16 protein-coding genes and 2 pseudogenes are annotated in these 21,890 nt (G+C 72.2%); 8 read left to right on the top strand and 10 right to left on the bottom strand.

Going from position 1 to position 21,890, the window contains the following annotated elements; genetic code table 11:
- Positions 1–13: 13 nt before the first annotated feature.
- Complete coding sequence (locus KVT45_RS03265; RefSeq protein WP_217544932.1) at positions 14–2,146, top strand: discoidin domain-containing protein; 2,133 nt, start codon at positions 14–16, stop codon at positions 2,144–2,146.
- Positions 2,147–2,157: 11 nt separating this feature from the next.
- On the opposite strand, the gene KVT45_RS03260 is transcribed toward KVT45_RS03265, so the two are convergent.
- The 5 genes from KVT45_RS03260 to KVT45_RS03240 form a co-directional block, all read right to left on the bottom strand.
- On the bottom strand, positions 2,158–3,279 hold the full coding sequence (locus tag KVT45_RS03260; RefSeq protein WP_217544931.1) for an acyltransferase: 1,122 nt from the start codon (positions 3,277–3,279) through the stop codon (positions 2,158–2,160).
- Positions 3,280–3,528: 249 nt separating this feature from the next.
- Entirely contained in the window at positions 3,529–3,999 is a 471-nt protein-coding gene (locus tag KVT45_RS03255; RefSeq protein WP_217544930.1) for a hypothetical protein, read from the bottom strand.
- A complete protein-coding gene (locus KVT45_RS03250) occupies positions 3,983–4,474 on the bottom strand; it encodes an RNA polymerase sigma factor (RefSeq protein WP_217544929.1) in 492 nt (163 codons plus the stop codon). Before KVT45_RS03250 ends, KVT45_RS03255 begins: the two co-directional genes overlap by 17 nt.
- Before the next feature lie 89 nt (positions 4,475–4,563).
- A complete protein-coding gene (locus KVT45_RS03245; protein ID WP_217544928.1) occupies positions 4,564–5,190 on the bottom strand; it encodes a class F sortase in 627 nt (208 codons plus the stop codon).
- Positions 5,187–5,561, bottom strand: a complete 375-nt coding sequence (locus tag KVT45_RS03240; RefSeq protein WP_217544927.1) for a Tat pathway signal sequence domain protein — start codon at positions 5,559–5,561, stop codon at positions 5,187–5,189. Before KVT45_RS03240 ends, KVT45_RS03245 begins: the two co-directional genes overlap by 4 nt.
- A 219-nt stretch (positions 5,562–5,780) precedes the next feature.
- Here KVT45_RS03240 and KVT45_RS03235 point away from each other — a divergent pair, with 219 nt between their 5' ends.
- The 6 genes from KVT45_RS03235 (at position 5,781) to KVT45_RS03210 (ending at position 13,883) form a co-directional block, all read left to right on the top strand.
- Positions 5,781–6,218, top strand: coding sequence for a Fur family transcriptional regulator (locus KVT45_RS03235; protein ID WP_217544926.1), 438 nt, complete (start codon positions 5,781–5,783; stop codon positions 6,216–6,218).
- A gap of 56 nt (positions 6,219–6,274) precedes the next feature.
- Positions 6,275–8,464 carry a catalase/peroxidase HPI gene (gene katG / locus KVT45_RS03230; RefSeq protein WP_217544925.1) on the top strand — a complete coding sequence of 730 codons (2,190 nt, stop codon included), beginning with the start codon at positions 6,275–6,277 and terminating at the stop codon, positions 8,462–8,464.
- Between the two features lie 223 nt (positions 8,465–8,687).
- On the top strand, positions 8,688–10,397 hold the full coding sequence (locus KVT45_RS03225; RefSeq protein ID WP_217544924.1) for a PHP domain-containing protein: 1,710 nt from the start codon (positions 8,688–8,690) through the stop codon (positions 10,395–10,397).
- Positions 10,394–10,999 (top strand): hypothetical protein, encoded by a 606-nt coding sequence (locus KVT45_RS03220; protein WP_217544923.1) that lies wholly within the window; start codon positions 10,394–10,396, stop codon positions 10,997–10,999. Before KVT45_RS03225 ends, KVT45_RS03220 begins: the two co-directional genes overlap by 4 nt.
- Positions 11,000–11,163: 164 nt before the next feature.
- On the top strand, positions 11,164–13,002 hold the full coding sequence (locus KVT45_RS03215) for a M1 family aminopeptidase (protein ID WP_217544922.1): 1,839 nt from the start codon (positions 11,164–11,166) through the stop codon (positions 13,000–13,002).
- A 194-nt stretch (positions 13,003–13,196) separates the two neighbouring features.
- The gene (locus KVT45_RS03210) at positions 13,197–13,883 is read left to right on the top strand and encodes a TMEM175 family protein (RefSeq protein WP_217544921.1); all 687 of its coding nucleotides are present in this window, start codon (positions 13,197–13,199) and stop codon (positions 13,881–13,883) included.
- Between the two features lie 7 nt (positions 13,884–13,890).
- Here the strand turns inward: KVT45_RS03210 and KVT45_RS03205 are convergent, their stop codons facing one another.
- The 4 genes and pseudogenes from KVT45_RS03205 to KVT45_RS56090 form a co-directional block, all read right to left on the bottom strand.
- The gene (locus tag KVT45_RS03205) at positions 13,891–14,589 is read right to left on the bottom strand and encodes an alpha/beta fold hydrolase (RefSeq protein ID WP_217544920.1); all 699 of its coding nucleotides are present in this window, start codon (positions 14,587–14,589) and stop codon (positions 13,891–13,893) included.
- A 125-nt stretch (positions 14,590–14,714) separates the two neighbouring features.
- The gene (locus KVT45_RS03200; RefSeq protein WP_308310630.1) at positions 14,715–16,649 is read right to left on the bottom strand and encodes a tetratricopeptide repeat protein; all 1,935 of its coding nucleotides are present in this window, start codon (positions 16,647–16,649) and stop codon (positions 14,715–14,717) included.
- A gap of 138 nt (positions 16,650–16,787) precedes the next feature.
- Positions 16,788–16,952, bottom strand: a pseudogene (locus tag KVT45_RS58375) (helix-turn-helix domain-containing protein); the annotation flags it as partial.
- Between the two features lie 110 nt (positions 16,953–17,062).
- Positions 17,063–19,435, bottom strand: coding sequence for a SpoIIE family protein phosphatase (locus tag KVT45_RS56090; protein WP_254646277.1), 2,373 nt, complete (start codon positions 19,433–19,435; stop codon positions 17,063–17,065).
- A 35-nt stretch (positions 19,436–19,470) separates the two neighbouring features.
- On the opposite strand from KVT45_RS56090, the gene KVT45_RS03195 reads away from it, so the two are divergent.
- Entirely contained in the window at positions 19,471–19,740 is a 270-nt protein-coding gene (locus KVT45_RS03195; protein ID WP_217544918.1) for a hypothetical protein, read from the top strand.
- Positions 19,741–19,840: 100 nt separating this feature from the next.
- Here KVT45_RS03195 and phsA read toward each other — a convergent pair.
- A pseudogene (gene phsA / locus KVT45_RS03190) lies at positions 19,841–21,747 on the bottom strand (O-aminophenol oxidase PhsA).
- Positions 21,748–21,890 lie beyond the last annotated feature (143 nt).

Below are 21,890 nucleotides of genomic sequence, written 5' to 3'. Positions count from 1 at the left end.
CAGGGAGCCGCTGATGAGACTGAGATCCTTGGGCGTAGCGCTCGCCGCCATGGCAGCGCTGCTTGCCCTCCCCGTCGCGCACGCGCCGGCGGCGCAGGCCGCAGACACACCGTTGTCCCAGGGCAAGACCGCCACCGCCTCCTCCGAGGAGAACGCCGGGACCGCCGCCGGGAACGCGGTGGACGGCAACACCGGCACCCGCTGGTCGTCCGCCTTCACCGACGACCAGTGGCTCCAGGTCGACCTCGGCGCCACCGCCCAGGTCAACCAGGTGGTCCTCAACTGGGAGACCGCGTACGGCAAGGACTACAAGGTCCAGATCTCCGCGGACGGCAGCAACTGGACCGACCTGCAGTCCGTGACCGGCGGCGACGGCGGCACCGACACCCTGTCCGTCTCCGGGCAGGGCCGCTACGTCCGGATGCTGGGCGTGCACCGCGCCACCCAGTGGGGCTACTCGCTCTGGGAGTTCCAGGTCTACGGAACCACCACCGGCACGCCCCCGGTCCAGGGCGGCGGCGACCTCGGCCCCAACGTGATCGTCGTCGACCCGTCCACGCCGAACCTCCAGGCGAAGTTCGACTCCGTCTTCGCCCAGCAGGAGTCGGCCCAGTTCGGCACCGGCCGCTACCAGTTCCTGCTCAAGCCGGGCACGTACAACGGCATCAACGCCCAGATCGGCTTCTACACCTCGATCTCCGGGCTCGGGCTCAACCCCGACGACACCCAGATCAACGGTGACGTCACGGTCGACGCCGGCTGGTTCAACGGCAACGCCACCCAGAACTTCTGGCGCTCGGCGGAGAACTTCGCCATCACGCCGTCCAACGGCACCGACCGCTGGGCCGTGGCTCAGGCGGCCCCCTTCCGTCGGATCCACGTCAAGGGCGGCCTCAACCTCGCCCCGAACGGCTACGGCTGGGCCTCCGGCGGCTACATCGCCGACTCCAAGATCGACGGCACGGTCGGCCCGTACTCCCAGCAGCAGTGGTACACCCGCGACAGCTCGGTCGGCGGCTGGACCAACGGCGTGTGGAACATGACCTTCTCCGGAGTCGAGGGCGCACCCGCGACCAACTTCGACACCGGCCCGTACACCACGCTGGACACCACCCCCGTCTCGCGCGAGAAGCCGTTCCTCTACCTGGACGGCAGCACCTACAAGGTCTTCGTCCCGGCCAAGCGCACCAACGCCCGGGGCGTCTCCTGGCCGGCGAACGCGGGCACCTCCATCCCGCTGGACCAGTTCTACGTCGTCAAGCCCGGCGCCACGGCCGCCACCATCAACCAGGCCCTCGCCCAGGGTCTCAACCTCCTCTTCACCCCGGGCATCTACCACCTCGACCAGACCATCAACGTCACCCGCGCCAACACGGTGGTCCTCGGCCTCGGCCTCGCCACCCTGGTCCCGGACAACGGCGTCGACGCCATGCACGTCGCCGACGTCGACGGCGTCAAGCTCGCCGGGTTCCTCATCGACGCGGGCACCGTCAACTCCGACACCCTGCTGCGGATCGGCGACCCCGGCTCCACCGCCGACCACTCCGCCAACCCCACCTCCATGCAGGACGTGTTCGTCCGCATCGGCGGCGCCGGACCCGGCCTCGCCACCAACTCCGTGGTCGTCAACAGCAACAACGTGATCATCGACCACACCTGGCTCTGGCGCGCCGACCACGGCAGCGGCGTCGGCTGGGACACCAACCGCGCCGACTACGGCCTCAGAGTCAACGGCAACGACGTCCTCGCCACCGGCCTGTTCGTCGAGCACTTCAACAAGTACGACGTCTACTGGAACGGCGAACGCGGCCGCACGATCTTCTTCCAGAACGAGAAGGCGTACGACGCCCCGAACGCCGCCGCCATCACCCACGACGGCGTCGTCGGCTACGCGGCCTACAAGGTCGCCGACACCGTGACCACCCACGAGGCGTGGGGCCTGGGAAGCTACTGCAACTACACGGCCGATCCGACGATCGTCCAGTCCAACGGCTTCCAGGTGCCGACCGGTTCGGGCATCAAGATGCACGACCTGCTGGTGATCTCCCTGGGCGGCATGGGCCAGTACGCCCACGTCGTCAACACCACCGGATCACCGACCTCGGGGACCAGTACGACCCCCTCCAAGGTGACGCAGTTCCCGTAACCGGTCGGGCGCTAGGCCGTCCGCCGCCGTGCCGGACGCCGTAGCAACAGCCGTCGTGCGGGCCGCTCCACGCCCTCGTACAGGAGCCAGGACAGGCCCAGCGACACGGTGAACGCGACGGCGGCGACGGCCGCCCCGGTGAGCGGGTCGAAACGCGGGCGGGTGCCGAGCAGACGGGTGCCCGCCCGCAGCACCAGCAGATGGACCATGTAGAACGCGAACGACAGTTCGCCCAGGCGGACCAGCCGCCGGCGCCGCCACAGCGAGGGCAGGCCGTGCAGGTCCGCGACGGCCGCCGCCGGGATGAGCAGTGCGAAGCCCGTGATGGTGCAGGCGGTGGCCGCGTACTCGGCGGTGACCTGCGGGACCAGGAAGTAGCCGATGACCGCCAGCGCCAGCGAGGCCTCCAGGCCCGGGCCGCGCCACCGGCCCAGCAGCACAAGACGCGCGGTGGCCGCGCCCAGCACGAACTCCGGCAGCCGGGCGGCCGGGAAGGAACTGATCGGCTGCGCCCACCAGTGGTGCGCGTCCGTCCAGGCCAGCGCCAGCACCGTCAGCACGGACAGCGCGGCCAGCGCCGTGGCGCCCCGCCCGCCCAGGCGGCGCAGCACCAGCGCCAGCAGCGGGAACGCGGCGTAGAAGAAAGCCTCGCAGGCCAGCGACCAGCTGACCGGGTCCAGCGTCTGCCACCACGGCCGCCACCAGGAGTGCACCAGGAAGACGTCGGCCAGGCCCTGCAGCAGGGTCGGCCTCGGCTGGCGGGGCAGCGTGCACACCATGACCAGCGCGACGGCGACGGTGACCAGGTGCACCGGGTAGACCCGGGCGACGCGCCGCCACCAGAAGCGCGTTGCCCGGTCGCCCGGCCGCGCGGACCACATCAGGACGAACCCGGAGAGGATGAAGAAGAACGACACCCCCGAGGCGCCGGCCTCGAACCCCCAGGTCACGATGCGGCCGCCGGTGCCGCCGAAATAGCGGAAGTTGTGCACGTGCAGCCCGAAGACCAGCAGTGCGGCCATCCATCTCAGCCCGGTCAGGGAGGGCAGCGAAGGGGCGGGGGCGGACGGCAGGGTGCGGGAGGGTGGCGCGGCGGCCGGAGCGGTCTGAGGGGCCTTGGTCGCCGTCGTCATCGAGTCACCTGCCGGAGGGTTCGCGCGTGGAGCATGAAACGGAACGTTGCCCGTTCCACGCCTTTCATTCCGGCCTCGTACGAAACATCACACCAACGCCGAGGCGCAGCCTCCGCCATCCGGGCCGTGGCCCCCGCCAGGCTCCGCACGCGCCGGAGCGGCGTCTTGACCCGCGCCTTTGGGGCGCGGGCCGGGCGTCGAAACACGGGGGCACGGACGAATGACCCCACTGCCGTCGCGTTGACGCCGCTACCGGCCGGCCGCCGTGGCGACCGCGCTGGGCCGGTCCTCGGACGGGGCGCCCCGGACCGCCGACGGGATCATCGACGGGGCCGTCGATGCTTCCCGGGTGGGAGCCTGGGTGGTCTCCCGCCGCGTGGGTCCCACGCTCGGGCTCGGGCTGGGGGTGGCGGGCGCCGGGGATCCCGAGGGGTGGTGCGGGGCGGTGGGGCTGTGGGCCGGCGGTGCGAGGGGGAGCCGTGGGGAGGTCGGCGCCGCGGGTGCCGTCAGATGCAGCGACAGGGCGACGCAGGCGGCGACGGCGCAGGTCACCCCGGCTCCGGCCGCCGTGCGGACGAGCCGGCGGCAGCCCGCGGCCCGGCGGATCTCCTCGTAGCGGCCCGGCGGCGGCCCGAGGTGCGCGGCGGGCGGCCGCAGGATGACGGCGAGTGGATCGTCGGGGCCGTCGAACTCGGGCTCGTCGTCAAAGCGTGTGGTCAAGGCTTCTCCTCAGATGGCCGCGGAGCAGTTCTCGGGCCGCGTGCAGATCGGCCTTGACGGTTCCTTCCTTGCGCCCGGTCAGCTCGGACACCTCCCGGATCGGCATGTCAGCGTAGTAGTGCAGCAGGATCGGCACCCGCAGCCGCTCGGGCAGCGACTGCACCAGCAGCCGTACCGACGGATCCGCCTGTTCGGTGTGCGGGCGGGTCGCGGCCTCCGAGCCGGCGCGGCGCACCGCGCGGCGCTCGCGCTCCAGCTTGCGCCAGTGGTCCCGGACGAGATTGGCCGCGGTGACGTAGAGGAAGCCGCGCGGCTCCTCCACCGACGTCCACCGGGCCCACAGCCGGGTGAAGGCCTCCGAGGCGATCTCGTGGGCCGTCTCGTCGTCGTCGACCAGACGGCGGCACCAGCCGGCCAGGCGCGGGTACAGGGCGGCGAAGAGCTCGGAGGCCGCCGTGTCACGGGACCGTTTCAACGTTCTCCAGGGTCGAAGGGGCTCGCTCGTCGGGGAGGATGCGGGCCCGGTGGCGTACGTTCCACCGGTCCCGCATCCGTTCTGACGAGTCAGGGTTTCGTGCCGGTCAGCGTGGCGAAGACGATGACGTTGTCGAGGTAGCCGTCGCCGCCGCGCGGACCGCCGCAGGTGATCAGGCGCAGCTCCGGCCGGTCCACGTCCCCGTACACGTCCTGCGTCGGGAACGCGGCCTTGGCGACCGTACGGACCTCGTCGACGGTGAACACCGCGGACCTGCCGTTCTCCAGGCGCGCCACGGCCTGCTCGCCCCGGCGCAGCTCCGCGAGCCGGCGGAACACCCCGTCCCCGTAGGCGCCGACCGTGACATGGCCGAGGATCACCGACGGGCCGGTCTGTCCCGGGGTGGGGGAGCGGCGGTACCAGCCCGCCCGGTCGTGCGCCGTGACCGGCGGCACCTGCACCGTGCCGTCGGCCGCGAGGCCCAGCCGCAGCAGCGGGGTGTCGACCCCGATCGCCGGGATGCGCAGCCGGACCGGCACGGAACGCCCGAGCGCGGCGGGCGTGGCGGACCCGGACGAGGACGCCGACGTGGACGGCGAGGACGCCACCCGCCGGTGGGCGGCCGGGGCCGTGCGGTCCGGTGCCCGGCCCGCGCAGCCCGCCAGCAGCGAAGCCGTCGCGGCGGTGACGAAGGCGCGCCTGGAGAGCGGGGTCATGCCCCGGTCGCCCGGCGGCGGCGGACGGCGAAGACCGTCCCGCCCGCGGCGAGCAGGGCCGCCGCACCTCCGCCGATCAGCGCGCCCTCGGCGCCGGAGTCCGAGGACGGCTCCGCCACACCGGTGTCGGGCGCACCCTGCGGCACCGCCGCGACCTGGTGCGAGTCCCGCGTCGGTGCGGGGGCCGCGGCCCGGCTGGGCACGGCGGACGGCGCCTCGGACGGGACGGCGGACGGTTCCGCCGAGGGGGCGGCGGACGGCGCCACGGTGGGGACCGGGCTCGGGGCGGTGCCGTCGGCGAACGCGGGCACGGTGCCCGCCAGGACGGCGGTGCAGGCGAGTGCCGTGGCGCTCAGGACAGTTCGGCGCATGAGGACGCTCTCTTTCGTCGGCCCGCAGTGGTCGGGGCGGGCTGAGTAACGGATCGAGCGGAGAGACGACCCGGCACCAGGGCGGGTTGTAAAGAGATGGCAAAGCCGTGCGGCGGGGAGCGATGGGGGACCGGTGGGGCGGATGTTGGCCGGTTCGCCACCACACTTGAGCGGCTTGTTTTCTTGAACCACTCGTGTTTATGAGGATAGGTTGGCGTCATGACCGCATCCCAGCCCCCGACGACCGCCGCTGAGCTGCGCGGTGCCGGCCTGCGGGTGACGGCCGCCCGCGTCGCGCTGCTGGAGACCGTCCGCCACGGCGACCACCTCGACGTCGAGGCGATCGCCTCGGGCGTCCGTGAGCGCGTAGGCCACATATCGCTTCAAGCCGTGTACGACGCGCTGCACGCGCTCACCACGGCAGGACTCATACGCCGTATCGAACCGGCCGGCAGCCCGGCCCGCTTCGAGGGACGCGTCGGCGACAACCACCACCACGTCCTGTGCCGGTCGTGCGGTGCCGTCGCCGACGTCGACTGTGCGGTCGGCGACGCCCCGTGCCTGACCGCTTCGGAGGACCACGGCTTCGCGATCGACGAGGCCGAGGTCATCTACTGGGGCCTGTGCTCCGCCTGTTCCACCGTCAGTAGTTCCTGAATACGTCCAGTAGTTCCTGAGTACGTTGATCCGCCCATTCCGGAAGGATTTCCCCCATGTCTGAGACCCAGGAGAACGCCGCGGGCCAGTGCCCGGTCGCGCACGACCGCGCCCCGCACCCCACCCAGGGCGGTGGCAACCGCCAGTGGTGGCCCGAGGGGCTCAACCTGAAGATCCTTGCCAAGAACCCCGCCGTCGCCAACCCGCTCGACGAGGGTTTCGACTACGCCGAGGCGTTCCAGAACCTCGACCTCGCCGCCGTGAAACGTGACATCGCGGAGGTGCTCACCACCTCGCAGGACTGGTGGCCGGCCGACTTCGGCAACTACGGTCCGCTGATGATCCGGATGGCCTGGCACAGCGCGGGCACCTACCGCATCTCCGACGGCCGCGGCGGCGCCGGCGCCGGTCAGCAGCGCTTCGCCCCGCTCAACAGCTGGCCGGACAACGGCAACCTCGACAAGGCGCGCCGTCTGCTGTGGCCGGTCAAGAAGAAGTACGGCCAGTCCATCTCCTGGGCCGACCTCATGATCCTCACCGGCAACGTGGCCCTGGAGTCGATGGGCTTCGAGACCTTCGGCTTCGGCGGCGGCCGCGCGGACGTCTGGGAGCCGGAGGACGACGTCTACTGGGGTCCCGAGAAGGTCTGGCTCGACGACCAGCGCTACACCGGCGACCGTGACCTGGAGAACCCGCTCGGCGCCGTCCAGATGGGCCTGATCTACGTCAACCCGGAGGGCCCCAACGGCAACCCGGACCCGATCGCCGCGGCCCGCGACATCCGTGAGACGTTCCGCCGGATGGCGATGAACGACGAGGAGACCGTCGCGCTGATCGCCGGTGGCCACACCTTCGGCAAGACCCACGGCGCCGGCCCCGCGGAGAGCGTGGGCGCCGAGCCCGAGGGCGCCCCGATCGAGCAGCAGGGCCTCGGCTGGAAGAGCACCTACGGCACCGGCAAGGGCGGCGACGCGATCACCAGCGGCCTGGAGGTCACCTGGACCACCAAGCCCACCCAGTGGAGCAACGACTTCTTCAGCATCCTCTTCGGCTACGAGTGGGAGCTGACCCAGAGCCCCGCCGGTGCCAACCAGTGGGTGGCCAAGGACGCCGAGGCGATCATCCCCGACGCGCACGACGCGTCGAAGAAGAAGCTCCCGACGATGCTCACCACCGACCTCTCGCTGCGCTTCGACCCGATCTACGAGCCGATCTCGCGCCGCTTCCACGAGAACCCCGACCAGCTCGCGGACGCCTTCGCCCGCGCCTGGTACAAGCTGACCCACCGTGACATGGGCCCGAAGTCCCTGTACCTCGGCCCGGAGGTCCCGGAGGAGACCCTGCTGTGGCAGGACCCGCTGCCGCAGGCCGAGGGCGAGGCCATCGACGCCGCCGACGTGACGGCCCTGAAGGCCAAGCTCCTCGACTCGGGCCTGACGGTCGCGCAGCTGGTCTCCACCGCCTGGGCGTCGGCCTCGACGTTCCGCGGCAGCGACAAGCGCGGCGGCGCCAACGGTGCCCGCATCCGTCTGGAGCCGCAGCGCGGCTGGCAGGTCAACGACCCCGACGAGCTCGCCCAGGTCCTGCGCGTCCTGGAGGGCGTCCAGCGGGACTTCAACACCGGCGCCAAGAAGGTCTCCCTGGCGGACCTGATCGTCCTCGGCGGTGCCGCCGCCGTGGAGAAGGCCGCCAAGGACGGCGGCGTCGACATCGAGGTGCCCTTCACCCCGGGCCGTGTCGACGCGACCGACGAGCACACGGACGCCGAGTCCTTCGCGGCCCTGGAGCCGACCTCGGACGGCTTCCGCAACTACCTCGGCAAGGGCAACCGCCTTCCCGCCGAGTACCTGCTCCTCGACCGCGCCAACCTGCTCGGCCTGAGCGCCCCCGAGCTGACCGTCCTCGTCGGCGGTCTGCGCGTCCTCGGCGCCAACCAGGGCGGCTCGAAGCACGGCGTCCTCACCGAGACCCCGGGCGTGCTGACGAACGACTTCTTCGCCAACCTGCTCGACTTCGGTACGACGTGGAAGTCGACCTCCGAGGACCAGTCCACCTTCGAGGGCCGTGACGCGAGCGGCGCGGTCAAGTGGACCGGCACCCGTGCCGACCTGGTCTTCGGCTCCAACTCCGAACTGCGCGCCGTCGCCGAGGTCTACGCGAGCGACGACGCCAAGGAGAAGTTCGTGAAGGACTTCGTCGCCGCCTGGACGAAGGTCGCCAACGCGGACCGCTTCGACCTGGTCTGACCGCCCGGCCCCTGATGCCCGGGCCGGCTCCTCGTGAGCCGGCCCGGGCACTGCCGTCTTTACGGCTCCTTGGCCAACTCCCCACCGGGGTAAGAGCGTAGTGCGCTGCACATGAGTCGTTCTTTACCCCACCATGACCTCGACTCCCGTTGTTCACGCGACCTTCGCAGACTCTGCACGTCCTGAGTCACCCCCGTACCGGCCGCCCACGGGAGTTCCGAACATGAGCCACGGTCACAGCCACGACCACGGTCACCCTCACCACCATCACCACCACGGGGACGGCGACGCCGCGTCGTCGCTGCCGCCCGCCCTCGATCTGTCCGTCCCCGACGCGGAGCTGACGCCCGGTCAGCTCTCCCGCCGCTCGATGCTGCGCCGCACCGGCCTGCTGGGCGCCGGCCTCGCGGCGGGCAGTGTCCTCGCCGGTGCGGGCCAGGCCGCCGCCGCGGTCTCCTCCGCCCACTCCCAGAACGGCCGTTCCGGCGGCTATCTGTGGCTGGCCGGCGACCACCACATCCACACCCAGCACAGCTCCGACGCCAAGTACCGGGTCATCGACCACGTCCGGCAGGCCAACGCGCACGGCCTGGACTGGATGGTCATCACCGACCACGGCAGCGAGACCCACGCCAAGATCGGTGTCGAGAAGGTCAACCCGGACATCGTCGCCGCGCGCGACGAGATCGACGACACGCTGGTCTTCCAGGGCCTGGAGTGGAACATCCCGGCCGCCGAGCACGGCACGGTCTTCGTCCACCCCGGCAAGAACGAGGTCGCCGTTCTCAAGGAGTTCGAGAACTCCTTCGACGGCTCGGTGAAGGGCGCCTCCGCGAGCACCCCCGCGAACGAGGCGCTGGCCATCTCCGGCCTCAACTTCCTCGCCGAGCAGGTGCAGCGCCGCAAGGTCAAGGACGCGCTGTTCCTCGCCAACCACCCGGCGCGCAAGGGCATCGACTCCCCGCACGAGATCCGCGCCTGGCGCGACGCCCAGCCGTCGATCGCCGTCGGCTTCGAGGGTGCCCCCGGCCACCAGGCGGGCGGCCTGCCCAAGCCGAACGGCCCCGGCTCGGCCCGCGGCATCTACGACAACAGCCCGAGCGCCGACTCCTTCGGCGGCTACCCGCTGGAGAGCTACCGCACCTGGGGCGGCTTCGACTGGATGACCGCCACCGTGGGCGGCCTGTGGGACAGCCTGCTCGCCGAGGGCAAGCCCTGGTGGATCACCGCCAACTCCGACTCCCACAACGTCTACGCCGACACCGCCGTGCGCGGCCCGAACAGCGACTTCAACGCCAACGGCCGCTACAACGACCCGGTCTACGGCACCGGCATCAGCCTCACCGACACCGACTTCTGGCCCGGCCAGTACTCCCGCACGCACGTCGGTGCCTCCTCGTTCTCCTACAAGTCGGTCATGGACGGCATCCGCGCGGGCCGGGTCTGGGTGGACCACGGCGGCCTGATCAGCGGCCTCAACGCCCAGCTGGGCTCCGGCTCCCGCGCGGTCACCCTGGGCGGGGTGCTGCAGGTCCGCAAGGGCAGCCGGGTGGACCTCGTCATCGAGATCAGCCTCGCCAACGGCCCCAACTGGGCGCAGTTCGTGCCGAGCCTGGCCCGCGTCGACGTCATCCAGGGCGATGTCACCGGCGCGGTCTCGGACAAGGACACGTTCGCCACGCCCGCCACCAAGGTCGTGAAGTCCTTCGAGGTCAACAAGGCGACCGGCTCGGTCAAGCTGACCTACTCCCTCGGCCGCCTCGACAAGCCGGTCTACGTCCGGCTGCGCGGCACCGACGGCAACCGCTCCGCGGTCGGCATCAACGGTGCCGCCGTGGACCCGGCCGGCCCGGCCATCGACGTCCTCGGCGACGCCGACCCGTGGAAGGACCTGTGGTTCTACTCCAACCCGATGTGGGTCCTGCCCGCATGACCTCCCCGCACCACGCGTCCGGCGTCCGCTCCGTCATCGGGGTGGACGCCGGTACGGCGACCCTGCGCGAGGCCGACCACCTGATCCACCGGCTGCTGGACCGACTGGCCCTCCCGGAGGGCGTGTTCGCCTGCACCCACCTGTACCGCACCGGCGAACGCCGGGGCACGACGGTCTCGCTGGCCGTCCCGGAAGCGGACGTGGACGCGGTGTGGGCGGCGCTGCTCACGGCGCTGCCGAAGGGCACCGGCCTCGCCCTGGCCGACCGCACCCACGGCCCGGACGACGCGGTGGACACCGCCCGGCTGGCGGCCGCCGCGCCCCCCGTCTCCGGCCGGGTCGTGGCCTACCCCGGCGTGGCGCACCTGACCGGCACCGTCACCGTCGCGGATCTGCTCGACCGCACCGCCATCGAGCACCTGGTGGTGCTCGGCGCACCGGGCGCCGAACTCCCGCCCGCCACCGAGGTACTGACCCAGAATCATGTGCGCCCCGAGTGGCGCGACGGCGTTCTCACCCTCACCCTGGTCCCGGCGGCGGGCGGCCTGCTGGCCCCCTTCGAGGTTCCCAACCCCACCCCGTGCTGTGCGGACCACCTCTGACGCGAGGGTAACCCCTTAGTGACATGTGCTGGTCAAATCTGTCAGGCTTCCGACTCGCACCACTCGCTCGTAGCGCATGCCCCATGGCCGCTCCCCGGCACACCCCTGCCGGGCGGGCGGCCTCCGAGCAGGCCGGAATCCCGGCCGGCGTAAAGGAGTTCCGTGTGAGATCGACCCCCCACAAGGCCTTCGCCACCAGCGCGTTGGCCATCGCGGCACTCGCCGCGGCCCTGCTCCCCGGCAGTACTGCGTCGGCCGCCGAGCAGGCGGCCTGCACCCCCGCCCAGGTGGTCACCAACGGCGGTTTCGAGAGCGGCACTTCACCCTGGACCCAGTCCTCGACCAGCGTGATCACCAACCGCACCGGCCAGACCGCCCACGGCGGCTCCAGCTTCGCCTGGCTGGACGGCACCGGCGGCACCCACACCGACACGCTCTCGCAGAGCGTCAGCATCCCCTCCGGATGCGCCGCGACGCTCAGCTTCTGGCTGCACGCCGACACCGCCGAGACGACCTCGTCCACGGCGTACGACAAGCTCACGGCGAAGATCGGCAGCACCACGCTGGCGACCTACTCCAACCTGGACAAGAACACCGGGTTCGTGAAGAAGTCGTTCGACGTGTCCGCGTTCGCGGGGCAGACGGTGACCGTCGCCTTCAGCGGCACCGAGGACTCCAGCCTCCAGACCAGCTTCGTCCTGGACGACGTCGCCCTGGACACCTCGGCCGCCACCACCCCGGGCGACTCCACCCGCACCCCGGCCGCACCGTCGTACACCGTCAGCCTGACCAGCAACTCCACCGGCACCGGCTGGACCGGCCACGAGAGCGTGACCTTCACCAACGCCTCCGCGACCGCGCTCAGCGAGATCTACCTCCGGCTGTGGGACAACTACCACGGCACCTGCTCGGCACCGCCGATCACGGTCAGCAACGTCACCGGCGGCACCGCAGGGGCACTCTCGGTCGCCTGCACGGCGCTTGAGATCGCCCTGCCGACACCGCTGGCCCAGGGCCAGAGCACCACGGTCGGCTTCGACCTGGGCATCACCGTGCCCAGCGGCGCCGACCGCTTCGGCTACGACGGCTCCTTCAGCATGATCGGCAACGCCCTGCCCGTCCTCGCGGTCCAGGACGGCTCCGGCTGGCACCTGGACCCGTACACCAACAACGGCGAGTCCTTCTACTCCCTGGCCGCCGACTTCAAGGTGACCCTGGACCACCCCACCAGCATCCTGGTCCCGGCGACGGGCACGTCCACCGACACCCCCGGCTCCAGCGGCCGTACCGTCACCACCGCCACCGCCTCCAAGGTCCGTGACTTCGCCTGGGCGGCCGGGCCGTTCACCAAGATCTCCGGCACCTCCCCCGGCGGGGTCCCGATCAACATCTACTCCGTGTCGGGCATCAGCTCCTCCAGCGCCCAGTCGATGCTCACCACCGCCAAGTCGGCCGTCGACGCGCACGCCGGTCGCTTCGGGGCCTACCCGTACGGCGAGCTGGACGCGGTCATCGACAACAACTTCTGGTTCGGCGGCATGGAGTACCCGGGCTTCGTCCTGGACCTCGTCAGCACCACCGCGCTCACCCACGAGATCGGCCACCAGTGGTGGTACGGCATCGTCGGCGACGACGAGTACAACAGCCCCTGGCTGGACGAGGCGTTCACCGACTACGCCACCGACCTGGCGCTGGGCAGCACCGGCACGAACTGCTGGAACAGCGTCTCCTGGGCCTCCTCGGCGGAGAACATCACCAACTCGATGGCGTACTGGGACGCCCACTCCTCCCGCTACTCCACCGTCGTCTACGGCTACGGCAAGTGCGCCCTGCACGACCTGCGCCGTCTCATCGGCGACACCGCCATGACCAACCTCCTGAAGAGCTACGCCAGTGCGCACTGGTACGGCGTCTCGACCACCGCCGAGTTCAAGGCGGCGGCCCAGGCGGCCACCAGCACCGACCTGACGTCGTTCTGGACCACCCACCGCATCATCGGCTGACACCTCCGGCCCGCAGGGCCGGACAGGCGCGGGACGGCCGACGGCCGTCCCGCGCGCGTCGATGCCTGAAGGGGCGGGAGATTTCCCCGACGGGCAGGAGTGCGGACCAGGGGATCTCTCCCGCTCCGCGCGTACACCGCCATGTGGTACCTCTTGCGTCGTCCGTACGCCGACGAACACCTGGTGTCCTTCACATGAGCAACTCCCGCCCCTTTGTACTGCGTCGCAGCGAGACCGCCGTGAGCCCCGAGCGACTGTCGATGCTCGGCGACGCCGTGTTCGCCATCGCCATCACCCTGCTCGCCCTCGACATCACCGTCCCCGAGGGCCTGCACAACTCGGAAGTCGCCCACGCGGTCCGGGAGGCGCTGCCGGCCGTCGGCGCGTATCTGCTGAGCTTCGCCGTGATCGGCGTGCTCTGGCTGTCCCAGCACGCCCTGTTCGAAGAGGTCACCACCGTCGACCGCCCGCTGCTCTACCTGTACTTCGTGCTCCTGGCCGTGGTCGCCGCACTGCCCTTCCCGACCAAACTGCTCAGCGAGTACGGCGACACGACCACGGCGACGGCGATTTACGCGGGAGCGATCGCCCTGGCCCTCGCCCTCCTCGGCGCTATGTACCTGCGGCTGCTGGCCGTCCCCGCGCTGGCCACCCCGAAAGCGTCGCCGGAGCGGCTGAGGAGGACGGTCCGCCGCAGCGTCCTGCACACCCTGATCTTCGCCACGTCGGTTCCGCTGGCGTTCGTCTCGCCCGGTCTCGCCAAGTACTGGTGGCTGCTGCCGATCCCGGTACGGTTCCTGTCCCGGGAGCCGGCGGAGACCGCGCAGGCACCGGCCGGGGAGGAACTGCCCGGGGACCTGTCCGTGGACACGCAGGCCTGAGCGGACCCTAGGGCTGCTCGGAGACGGTCTCGGCGGCCTGGGTGATGACGGCCGCCACCGAGGCCGGGCGGGAGACGTAGACGGCGTGGCTGCCCGGGGTCTCCGTGACGGTCGCGCCCGCCCGCTCGGCCATGCTCCGCTGGACCGGCGGCGGGATCATCCGATCGTCGGCGGCGACGAGATACCAGGACGGCCTGGTCCGCCAGGCAGGCTCGGACACCGTGCCGCCGAGCGCCTCGACGCCCCAGGGGACCTGCGAGTCGGCCATGAACGCCGCCTGCGCGGCGGGCAGATCGGCGGCGAAGGACGCCGCGAACCTCTCCCGGTCCAGGGCCAGGAAGCCGTCGGCGGGCGGCAGGATCGGCGGAACCGGTGCGCCGGGCGCCGGGTCGGCGACCAACGTGCCGACCGACTCGCCCTTGTCCGGGGCGAACGCGGCGATGTAGACGAGCGCGGCGACACCGGGATGGTGGCCCGCCTCCGTGATGACGGCGCCGCCGTAGGAGTGGCCGACCAGGACGGCGGGACCGTCCAGGCCGTCGAGGACCTGACGGGTGGCGGTCACGTCACCCGCCAGCGACAGGGTCGGATTCTGTACGACGGCCACCCGGTAGCCGTCGGCGGTCAACCGCTCGTGCACCCCCTGCCAGCCCGAACCGTCCACGAAACCACCGTGCACGAGCACGATGTTTCTGATTGTCGTCATGATGCCCCTGACCTGGAGGGACAGGCCCGACGCCCGTCCGCTGCGGATCAGTCAAGCCGGGTCGCCGCGGCCGGACCACGCAGAACAGCACGCAGAAACACCGCACGTTCGGGCAGTCGGCGCGGTCAGGGCGCGGCGGTGGCCCGGGCCGCGCAACGGCGGTGCGCGTCGGCGTCGCCGAGCGTCTCGAACATGAGGGCCGCCCGCGCGTAGGCCAGGCGGCTCTCCGCGTCGCGGCCCTCCTCGGCCAGCAGCGCCGCCAGCTGCTCCAGGGCGTCGGCCTGCCAGTGGCTGGGATCGAGCCGCTCGCCCGGAGCGGTGGCCTCGGTGAGCGCCTCGACGGCCTCGGCCCGACGGCCCAGCAGCGCCAGGGACCCGCCGAGCGGGGCGAGCGCGTGCCGCCGCACGAACGCCGCGGTGCCCGGGGTCATCCCCGAACCCGCGGCGCCCGCGAGGGCGACCACTTCGCGGAGACTCTCCAGCGCCTCCTCGTGGCGCCCCTGGTCCCGCCGGCACAGACCGAGGTTGACGAGACTCGAACAGTAGGCTCGGGTGTCACCGAGCCCCTTGAACATCCGCGCCGCCCGCGACGCCGACGCGGCGGCCTCGTCGAACCGCCCGAGCAGCCGGTAGCCCGGTACGGCACGGCAGTGCGCCCACGCGATCTGCGCCGTGGCGCCGCTGCGGGCGGCGAGGTCCATCGCCTCGGCCGTGCAGCGCAGGACGGCCTCCGCGTCGAGCGTCTGCACCCCGTGCACCCAGGCCACATGGTTCAGCTGGGCCGCGTGCCGCCCATGGTCACCGAGGGCCGCGGCGGCCGTGGCGCCGAGGGTGAAGACCTCGTTCCAGTGCGGGCCGTGCACCCACCGGTCGGAGTACCACCCCATCGACTCGGCGCAGTCGAGCACCTCGGTGTGCCGTCCGCCCTCCGCCGCGAGCCGCAACGCACCCAGCCAGTTGTCCACACCGGCGCGCAGCCACTCGTCCGCCTCCTCCGCGGACGCCAGGGGAGCGAGTCCGGCGAGCCCCGCGTCGGGTGCCTCCGGACGGCCGTCCGCGGGCCCGAACCACGCGCCGGTGGCCGTCGCCGTCCGCAACAGCCACGACGTCGTCCGCTCGGCCAGCGCGGCGCGCTCGGCGACCGTCTCCTCCCGCTGCAGCCGGTCCCGGGCGAAGAGCCGGACCAGGTCGTGGAAGCGGTAGCGGCCCTCGGTGGTGTCCTGAAGCAGACCCAGGTCGACCAGGTCGTCGAGCGCGTCCCAGGCGTCCTCGGCCGAGGTCCCGCCGGCCACCGCGGCGAGCGCGGCGTCCACGTCCCGGCCGGGCACGACGGCCAGCCTGCGGAAGATCCGCCGCGCGGCGGGCGCGAGTTGCTCGTACGACATCCCGAACGCATTGGCGATCTTGAGGTCGCCGGCCCGGAACTGCTCCAGGCGGCGCTCCTCGTCGGCCAGCCGGCGGGCGAGCTCGTCCGCGCCCCAGTCGGGCCGGCTCACCAGCCGGTTGCCGATGATGCGGAGCGCCAGCGGCAGCCCGCCGCACAGCTGCGCGAGCCGGGTGAGCGCCGGCTCCCCGTCGGTGGCGGACCGTTCACCGAGGATGCCGGTCAGCAGTTCGGTGGCCTCCGGCAGTTGCAGCGGGCCGAGCACCAGCCGGCGCACGCCCTCCAGGCCGGACAGCAGCCGGCGGCTGGTGACCAGCACCCTGGCCGTGCCGCCGGCCGGCAGCAGCGGGCGCACCTGCTCCTCGGACGCGGCGTTGTCGAGCAGGACGAGGACCCGGCGCTCCCGCAGCAGCGAGCGGTACAGGGAGGCACGCCCGTGGGTGTCGGCCGGCACCTGCTGGGCGGCGACCCCGAGCGCGCCGAGGAGCAGCGCCAGCGCGTCGTCGACGGGCAGCGGCCGCTGGGACATGCCGAACGGGTCGAGGAAGAACACCCCGTCGGGAAGGCCCGGCCGCGCCGCGTGGGCGGCCCGGACGGCGAACGTGGTCTTTCCCAGCCCGGCCGAGCCGGTCACCAGCCCCACCACGGCGACCCCGGGGGCGAGGTCGCTGCGCACGAGATGGTCGACCCAGGCCAGTTCGGCGGCGCGGCCGGTGAAGTCGTCGACGGAACGGGGCAGTTCGCACAGCCCGGTGGGCCGCGTCCAGTGGTCCCGCAGGCGGGCGCCCCGCGCCAGCTCCAGGAGTTGCCGACGGGCGTCGTCCCCCAGGGAGAGCGCGTCCGCGACGGCGGTGACGGTCCGCTCCTGGGGGCCCTTGCTCCGGCCGCGCTCGATGTCCGACAGGGTGCGCGCACTGACCCCCGAGGCCTCGGCCAGCTGCTCCAGGGTCCAACGGGCCGCGCGCCGATGCCGGCGCAGCAGCTGCGCGAAGGTCGGATGCTCGTCGATCGGGCTGCTCCTTCTCGGCGGAACGGGTGCGGCGATATGGGCACTTGACCCACTTCGATCAGCCGCAAGCCTACTCAGGCTCAGGGGATGGCCAGTTCGGCCCAGATGGTCTTCCCCGACCCGGTGTAACGGGTGCCCCAGCGCTGGGACATCTGGGCGACCAGGAACAGGCCGCGGCCTCCCTCGTCGTCCCGGCGGGCCCGCCGCAGGTGCGGTGCCGTGTGCGCGTTGTCGGAGACCTCGCACAGCAGGCTGCGGTCCCTGATCAGCCTCAGCAGCACGGGCCCGGTGGCGTACCGGATGCTGTTGGTGACCAGCTCGCTCACCACCAGTTCCGCGGTGAACGCCAGCTCGGACAGGCCCCAGGTCTCCAACTGGCGCTCGGTGTCCGTGCGGGCCCGGGCCACCATCGCCGGGTCGGGCGGCAGCTCCAGGTCCACGACCTGGCCGGCGCCCAGCCGCCGGGTGCGCACCAGCAGCAGCGTGGCGTCGTCCGCCTGCGGCCCCGGCGGCAGGGTCGACAGCGCCCGGTCGCACAGCTCCTCCAGCGGGCACCGCTGCCAGGTGAGCACATGGGCGAGGCGGTCGATACCGCTGTCGATGTCGGTACGCCGGTCCTCCACGACGCCGTCGGTGAAGAACGCCACCACGCTGCCGCTGGACAGGCTCAGCTCGACGTTCTCGTAGGGCAGGCTGCCCAGCCCCAGGGGCGGTCCCGGTGCCAGCGCGGACAGCGCCACCGAACCGCTCGCGTCGGCCACGATCGGCGGGGGATGGCCCGCGCTCGCCCAGACACAGCGGCCGCTGACCGGGTCGTAGATCGCGTACAGGCAGGTCACCCCGAGCGCCTCGTCGCCCAGCCCGTCGTCCGCGCGGGACTCGGAGTCCTGCGCCACCAGGCCGTCGAGGCGGGTGAGCAGCTCGGCCGGGTCCAGGTCCAGCAGGGCCAGGGTCCGTACGGTGGCGCGCAGTCGGCCCATGGTCGCGGCCGCGTGCACACCGTGGCCGACCACGTCGCCGACGGTCAGCCCCACCCGGGCACCGGACAGCGGGATCAGGTCGAACCAGTCGCCGCCCACACCGACCCGGCTGTCGGCGGGCAGGTAGCGGTACGCCACGTCGACCGCGCTCTGCTCGGGCAGGTGCTGCGGCAGCAGGCTCCGCTGCAGCACCAGGGCCGCCGCGTGCTGGCTGGTGTACCGGCGGGCGTTGTCGATGCCGACGGCGGCGCGCTCGGTCAGCTCCACGGCGAGCGTCTGCTCCTCGGGTCCGAAGGGGTCGGGGTTGCTGCTGCGCCGGAAGGTGGCGAGGCCGAGGACCGCGTCCCGGGCGACCAGCGGGACGAACAGGCTGGAGCGCCGGTCGGCCGGTGCCGGCTCGTCCGCCGAGCTGTGCGTGGCGGCGTCGACGACGGGGCGGCTGGTGGCCAGACTCAGCGCCTGCGGCGACGACGGCGGATAGGAGACGGGAGTGGTCCGGAACTCCTCCGGGGTGCGGCCGTGCATGCGCAGCAGATTGTGCCCCGGCGCCGAACCTGTCGGCGGCTGCCGGCCCTCGATGACCGCCGGCGGCAGGTCCACCAGCACCTCGTCGGCCAGCTGCGGCACCGCCACGTCGGCGAGCTCCGCTGCCGTACGGCGTACGTCCAGCGAGGCGCCGATGCGCTTCCCCGCCCGCACCAGCAGCGACAGCCGCTCCTGTGCGCGGTAGCGGTCGGTGATGTCCAGGGACTCCTCGAACAGCCCCAGCGGCTCGCCTCTGGCGTCCACCAGCCGGTGGTACGAGCAGGACCAGACGTGCTCGCGCACCGGGTCGGCGGGAGCCCGCCCGCGATAGTGCATGCCCATGATCGGTTCGCCCGTCGTGAGCACGTGCTCCATGATCTGGTCCTCGTCCGGAGGATGGTGGCGGGAGATGAACTCCCCCTCGGGAAAGAGGTCCGCGGCCGGGCGGCCGACGTACTGGGCGATCCCCGCGAGCTCCAGATCGGTGGAGACGTTCCCCCAGACGACGCGCATGTCCGTGTCGAAGATCGTCAGACCCACGGAGGACTCCGTGGCCAGCCCCTGCAGCATGGCCAGCTGTGCCTCCCAGCCGCGCAGCGCCTCCAGCTCCGCCGCGACCACGACGGTCGCGGCCACGCCCTGGGGCGCGAGCGGGCTGAAGGTCACGGCCGCGCGCAGGGTGTGCCCGTCCCGGCACGACAGGTCCAGTACCGTGCTGCGGGGCCGGAGCGCCGTGCAGAGCGCGGAGAGCCGCTGCCCCGGATCCGCCGCCAGCAGGCGGGCCGCCGGCCGGCCGAGCACGTCCTCGGGCGGATGTCCGAGGAGGCGCTGGGCCGAGGCGCCCCATCCCGAGATGCGGCCTTCGGCGTCCAGCACCGCGGCCGCGGCCTTGGTGAGGTCCAGAGGACTGTGGAAGTCGACGTCGGCCGCGTTCGGAAAACGATCCATGGGCACCGCTTCCCTCCGTGCTCCCTCAGCATCCCGTGCCACAGGACGGACGACAACCGCACGCACCGCCGCCTCCGGCGGACGCCGCGTCCCGGGACCGCGCCGGGAGGAGGCCGCGCCTCCTCGCCGGGACCGGCTCCGAGTGCTGCGTCCGCCTGGCGCACGGCCGCGGCCGCAGCCCCTCCGAGCTGGTGCCGATCGGCATCGCGGGCACGCCCCGGCCGGACGAGGACGCCACCGCCTGCCTGATCCGGCTCGGCACCGTCCCGCAGGCCGCCCGCGGCCGCCGGGCCCGCCCGCCGTAGAGGGCCGGCGACGGCATCCGCACGCCGATCGCAGGCCGGCCGCCGACTCCGGCGTGCCGGCACCCGGACCGTCGGGAGTCGGCACGCCGGAGTCGTGGGGTCAGCCGGTGTGGCCCTCGCCGTGTCCGCCGTGGGCCGTGCCGTGGTCGAACTTCATCGCCTCCTCGGGCATGACCACGAAGGGCCGCATCATCCCCGTGTCCTCGTGTTCGAGGAGATGGCAGTGGTACATGAAGCGGCCGTACGCGCCGTCGAACCTTCCCATCACGCGCAGGATCTGGCCGCCCGGCACCCGGAAGACGTCCTTGTGGCCGAGCTCGTTCGGCGCCAGCGGAAGCGGCTTCGCCGCGTCGTACGCGATCGGCTTGCCGGTTCCGCCCACCGCGGGGTCGAAGCCGGAGACGTCGTAGGCGTCGCGGCCCAGCAGCTGGAAGTCGGCCAGGTGGATGTGCATCGGGTGGACGATCGGCGCGAGGTTGAGGAAGCTCCACTGCTCGTAGGAGCCCTCGGCGATGGTGAAGCCCAGCGCGTCGTTGAAGGTCCGGGAGGTGCGCCGGTAGGTCTTCGTCGTGCCGTCCGCCCCGGTGAGCTGGACGATGCCCTCGGCGGGGACCTGGACGGAGCCGGGGTCGGTGACCTCGGTCATCTCCCAGATCTCCGGGTGGCCGCCGGCGCCCTTGGTGGCCGGCGGGGTGAGCACGATCAGGCGGTGGCCGTGCGGGACGTCGTGCGTGAGCCGCCGGAAGGAGCCGGAGAGCACCTCGGGCAGCTCGAAGCCGTCCGCCGCACCGCCGCAGCCGACCCGGAACTCCAGGACGGCCGGGTAGCGCACGTCACCGGCCGGGTCGGGCGCGCCCGGCGGCTGGTTGCGGCCCTTGTTGACCAGGCGCAGCTTCTTGCCGGCCAGGCCCCGGAAGTCGGCGAGCAGGTCGAAGCTCCCCCACTGCCTAAAGGGCGTGGGGGGACCCCCATGGCCGGGGCCACGGTGAGCGTCGGCAGCGCCGCGTCGAAGCCGACCGGGACCGGGCGGGGCAGCAGCCCGCCGTCGCTGCCGATCTGGTGCAGCACGCCCGGGACCGGGTTGCCGTCCTCGTCGACGAGGACGAGTTCGTAGATGCGCGCGTTGGACGCGTTGACGAGCCGGAAGCGGTACCAGCCGTCGGCCACCTCGGCGAACGGCCAGATGCGGCCGTTGACCGTGGTGTACGGGCCGGTGAACGGGGTGGAGACCGGCTTGCCCGTCTCCGGGTTCTGCTGCTGGACGACCACCGTCTTGTGCAGCAGCCGGCCGTTGAGACGGCCGTCCTCGTCGGTGTCCAGGTTGCGGTCGGCGAGCAGCAGCGGGATCTCCCGCTCCCCGCAGGGCAGTTGGAGGGCGTCCTCCTCGTCGTCACGGACGAGGTAGGTGCCGTACAGGCCGGTGTGCACGTTCCACCGGGTCACGTTCATGGCGTGGTCGTGGTACCACCACTGCACCGCCTGGTGGTCGTTCGGGTACTCGGAGAGCTGGGCGTCGCCGGAGCCGACGGCGGTGTCCGCCCAGCCGTCGTTGCCCCCGCCGGTCTGTGCGCCGTGCAGGTGGGTCACCGTCCAGGCGGGCAGGGCGGCGACGTCCTTGTCCGGTTCGACGCCCTCGCGGCCGGGCTCGGTGTTCGCCTGCGGACGGCCGTCGGTGCGCAGCGGCACCTGCACCGAGGTGACCGGATACTCACTGCCCTTGGGGATCCGGTTGGTCCAGGCGATGCGGACGCGCTGGCCGCGGCGGACCTCGATGGTCGGGCCCGGCACCTGCCCGTCGTACCCCCACATCGGGGTCGGCGGGAGCTGCGGGTGCAGCCGGACCCAGGTCGGGCGCAGCGCGATCTCCGTCTCGCGCAGGACGTCGCCGGTGCCGGGCCGCAGGACGGGCGGGATCGGCAACGGCGCGACGTACGGCGTCAGTTCCTCCGGCGTCGGCGCCGCTTCCCCGGCGCTGCTCTCGGTGATCCTGTCGATGATGTCGGTCAAGGTCGAACACCCCCGTGTGTTCTGTGTGCTCTATGGCTCTTGTGTGGTCTGCGGTTCTTTTCCCCTCACTCCAAAGGACTCCCGGTCCACGTCCGACGTTCCAGGAATGCCCTGTTCCACCCGAAAGGGCGAGTATTTCCGGC

The sequence above is a fragment of the Streptomyces sp. GbtcB6 genome (assembly GCF_019091475.1).
GTDB classification, from domain to species: Bacteria; Actinomycetota; Actinomycetes; order Streptomycetales; family Streptomycetaceae; genus Streptomyces; species Streptomyces hyaluromycini.
This window is presented reverse-complemented; position numbering and strand designations above follow the sequence as displayed.